Raw genomic sequence first — 3,552 nt, forward strand, 5'->3', positions numbered from 1 at the left:
AAAGCGCGGTCCCCACCCCCACCAGCAGGCTGATTCGCCCGCCGAAGCACACCTGGCCATAAGATCCACGCCCAGTTCGTCGGTTCCCATAAGATGGCTGCGGCAGGGGGCGATCAGGGCCGGACCGGATGGCACGCGGGGTGAGTGCCGGCAGATCCAGGGCGCCCCCAACGCCAGCAGAAGGACCAGGGTCAACAGGCCCATGCCGATCCTCCCGCCATCGCCCAACAGGTCGCTATGGTGGCCTGGGCGAACAATCCGGCTCGCCGCCAGCGACACGCCGTTCATGAGCGCGGGGACTCCAGGTGTTGGATCCGCGGATCGAGGCGCCGATAAACCAGATCAGCCGCGAAATTGGCCGACAGGACACTGACCGTCACCAACAGAAAAATGCCTTGAATCATCGGATAATCGTGAACCAGCACCGCCTCCCGCATCAGGCGGCCCAACCCGGGATAGGCAAAGACGTTCTCCACCAAAATGGCGCCGCCCACCAGGCCGCCCAGGCTGAGAAAGATACGCGTGACAATGGGCAGCATGGCATTGCGCAGGGTGTGACGCTTCAGAATGCGCAGGGGATGCAGGCCCTTGGCCCGGGCGGTGCGGACATAATCCCGGGCCAACACGGTGGTCATGCTGTTGCGGGCCAATAGCGCCATGCCGCCGGTACGTACCAGGGTCAGGGTCAGCACCGGCAGGGCGGCATGCCGGGCGATATCCAGGATCTTGTCCATCACGCCGTTGTGGTCCGCAAAATGGGTCATTGCCCCGGAAAGCGGAAACCACCGCAGGCCCGCCGCCAGGGTAAAGAGAAGCACCAGCCCGAGCAGGAAGGCGGGAATCTCGGAAAAAGCGACGATCGCCGGGAAGAGCCACCGGTCCACAAAACGGCCGCGATGATAGGCGCTGAGGCTTCCCAGCAGGCAACCGGCCAGGCTGCTCAGCCCCACGGCCAGGCTGACCAGCAACAGGGTCCAGGGCAGACGCTGGAAAAGGACCCGGCTGACATCCTGGTTGTAATAGATGGAGTATCCCATGTCGCCTTTGATCAGGGAACCCAGATAGGTGCCGTACTGCACCGCCAGCGGCCGGTCCAGACCGTATTGCCGCTGGTAGTACGCCTGCTGGGCCTGGCTGAAGCGGGCCACCTCGTCGCCCTCATCGGCGGAGAGATACAAAAACGGATCGCCGGGCATGGTCCGCGGCAGGACGAAATTGAGCGTCACGATCACCCAGACCGTAAACAGGTATTCGAAAAACCGTTTGCCGTGGCCAAGGGTCATGGAGAATTTCGTTTTCTATCGTTTCAGGGCCACGCCGCTGCGCGTCAGATAAGAGAGCTTGCCGTGCGGCAGGCTATGGTGGTCGTACATGAACATCCAACCGTCATACCTGGCCGGCCGATAGATACTGTAGGCGGTGGTGTAGAAAAGCGGGATCTCGGGCACCTGCTCGGCCAGTTCCCGCTGAATATCGGCAATCAGCTGCCGCCGCCGGGCCGGATCGATCTCGGTTTGCTGGCGGTTTAACAGATCCAGCAACACCGGCGCGTTGAATCCGACGAGGCCGGAATGGGAGGGCGCCGCGTTCGGTCCCTTGGAGCCACCGGCAAAGCGCACGCGCAGGTAATCCGGATCGCCGCCCCAGCGCCGTGTCCCAGAATCGCCAATTGGTAGTCGGCGGCCCGCACCCGGGAATCCCGGGTCTTGCCGTCCACGCTGATCACCTTGACGCCAATGCCCACCTCACCCAGCCGCTGCCGGAGCAACTCGGCCATGCGCACCTCCTGGCTGCCGCACAAAAGGGTCAGTTCCAGGGGCTGACCGTCGGCGGTCTGCCTGAGACCGGTCGTGTCCATTCGCCGGAACCCGGCTCCGTCCAGAAGCAGCTCTGCCTGTTGCGGATCGAAGGAATAGGAACGGATTCCCTGGGCCGCCATGACATGATCCGGCGGCAGAATTCCCATCCTGCCCGGCACCGCCGCCCCGCGGGGGATTTTCTCGACCAGTTCCTTGCGATCGATGGCACAGGCCAGGGCCTGCCGCACGGAACGGTCCCGCAGCCAATCCACCCCCTCCATGTTCATCAGCAGCCGATATCCCCAGAAGGCGGGGCTGCGCACGATGGTATGGGTCGGATCGTCCTTGAAACGGGGCATGAGGTCCGGACTGAGCGTGGTCAGATCGATTTCGCCTTTTTCGTAGGCCAGGGCCGCCTCGCCCACGGGAATGTACTCGATGGCCCCCACCCGCTGGCGCGGCCCCCAGTACTTTTCGAAAGCCTCGAAGCGATACGTGCCGTGGGCCTTGTCGTAGTCCGTCAGGCGGTAGGGACCGCAACCGATCACCGCTTCCGGTGCGGTGAATTCCTTGGGCCGATCCACGGTTTCCCAGATATGTCGCGGGATAATGCGCGTCCGGCCGATGTTGTCGAGCATGGCGGCATGGGGCTGCTTCAGCTTCACGCATACCGTTTGTCCGCCCTCCACGAAGACCGATTCGATCGTGTCGAAGATATAGGACCAGGTGGCCGCATGCCGGTTGGCATAGACCAGGGAGAAAGCCACATCGTCTGCGGTCAGCGGGCGGCCATCCTGCCAGAAGACATTCCGACGCACGACAAACCGATAGGTCAGCCCGTCATCGGCGATGCGGTAACTTTCGGCCAGCCAGGGAATCAGCCCTTTCTCATCACGCTCCAGGAGGCTGTCGAAAATCAGACACATCTTGAAGCCTCCCCCACCCCGGGGATAATGGGCAAACGGCGTGGGATAGCCCCAATCGCCGCCGGCCAGTCGGAGAACATCCACCTCAAAAGGCTGGGTCGCTTTGGCATCCACCGATGTCACCGGCATCTCTTCCTCGGGTTTGTCGCCGCAGGCGATCAAAAGCATGAGAAAAATGAGCAGAATGAGAATCTGCCATCCGGTCCGGGTGGGTTTCATTGCAGGTCTTCCGTCGGGTCGTGAATTTTCTGATTGACCGACCACAGCATCATGCCCTGGCAGGCGCGCCGCTCATCGACAAAGTGGCCATTTTCGCAGCGCTGGTCGACAAACGCGGCCACCTTGTCCCTGAGCGCATCGGTGAGATCGGTGAATCCCTCCAGGTGCGTGGTGAAATCCGCAATGGCCTTGTCCCGGGACATGCGGTTTTCCCGTTGCCAGAAATCGAAGCGCAGTTCAGGCCGGTACCCCATGGCGTAAACCAGATTGAAAGGATGAATGATATCGCCGGGATGACCGTCCAGCGTCTCAGCGAACAGTTCCCGCCAAAGCGTGCCATACCACTGATGCCATCCCAAACCGGAGAAGGCGCTCAGGTAGCAATGGCCCTTTGATGCGGCCATCATCTTACGCAGGTTGGCCGGTCCGTCGATGCCCGGGGTCATGGAGGCGAACACCAGATCGAAGGCGCCTTCCCAGCCATCGCGGGCAAGATCCACCGCCTGCCAGGTGCGCTGATCGGTTGAAATGGCGCTGATGCCCTGCTCCGCCATGCGGCCCTTCAGGATGTCGACCATGCGCCCGAGGGCTCCAGGGCGGTCACCCGG

The 3,552-nt window shown here is 62.4% G+C and carries 3 protein-coding genes and 2 pseudogenes; all 5 read right to left on the bottom strand.

Features of this window, described 5'->3' with window-relative positions; all coding sequences use genetic code 11:
• Positions 1–288 (bottom strand): annotated as a pseudogene (locus tag JCM12296_RS33380) (hypothetical protein); the annotation flags it as partial.
• Positions 285–1,283, bottom strand: coding sequence for an ABC transporter permease (locus tag JCM12296_RS33385; protein ID WP_054702265.1), 999 nt, complete (start codon positions 1,281–1,283; stop codon positions 285–287). The pseudogene JCM12296_RS33380 and the gene JCM12296_RS33385, both read right to left, overlap by 4 nt.
• A gap of 15 nt (positions 1,284–1,298) precedes the next feature.
• On the bottom strand, positions 1,299–1,541 hold the full coding sequence (locus tag JCM12296_RS42950) for a hypothetical protein (protein ID WP_218188419.1): 243 nt from the start codon (positions 1,539–1,541) through the stop codon (positions 1,299–1,301).
• Positions 1,526–2,944 carry an ABC transporter substrate-binding protein gene (locus JCM12296_RS33390; RefSeq protein ID WP_218188420.1) on the bottom strand — a complete coding sequence of 473 codons (1,419 nt, stop codon included), beginning with the start codon at positions 2,942–2,944 and terminating at the stop codon, positions 1,526–1,528. The genes JCM12296_RS42950 and JCM12296_RS33390 overlap by 16 nt, the downstream gene beginning before the upstream one ends.
• Positions 2,941–3,552: pseudogene (locus tag JCM12296_RS33395) on the bottom strand (class I SAM-dependent methyltransferase); the annotation flags it as partial. The gene JCM12296_RS33390 and the pseudogene JCM12296_RS33395, both read right to left, overlap by 4 nt.

This window comes from Desulfosarcina cetonica JCM 12296, from assembly GCF_001311845.1.
Taxonomy (GTDB): domain Bacteria; phylum Desulfobacterota; class Desulfobacteria; order Desulfobacterales; family Desulfosarcinaceae; genus Desulfosarcina; species Desulfosarcina cetonica.

Coding starts and splice junctions, on each gene's coding strand:
- JCM12296_RS33385 (WP_054702265.1), bottom strand. CDS start 1,283: ATGACCCTTGGCCACGGCAAACGGTTTTTCGAATACCTGTTTACGGTC.
- JCM12296_RS33390 (WP_218188420.1), bottom strand. CDS start 2,944: ATGAAACCCACCCGGACCGGATGGCAGATTCTCATTCTGCTCATTTTT.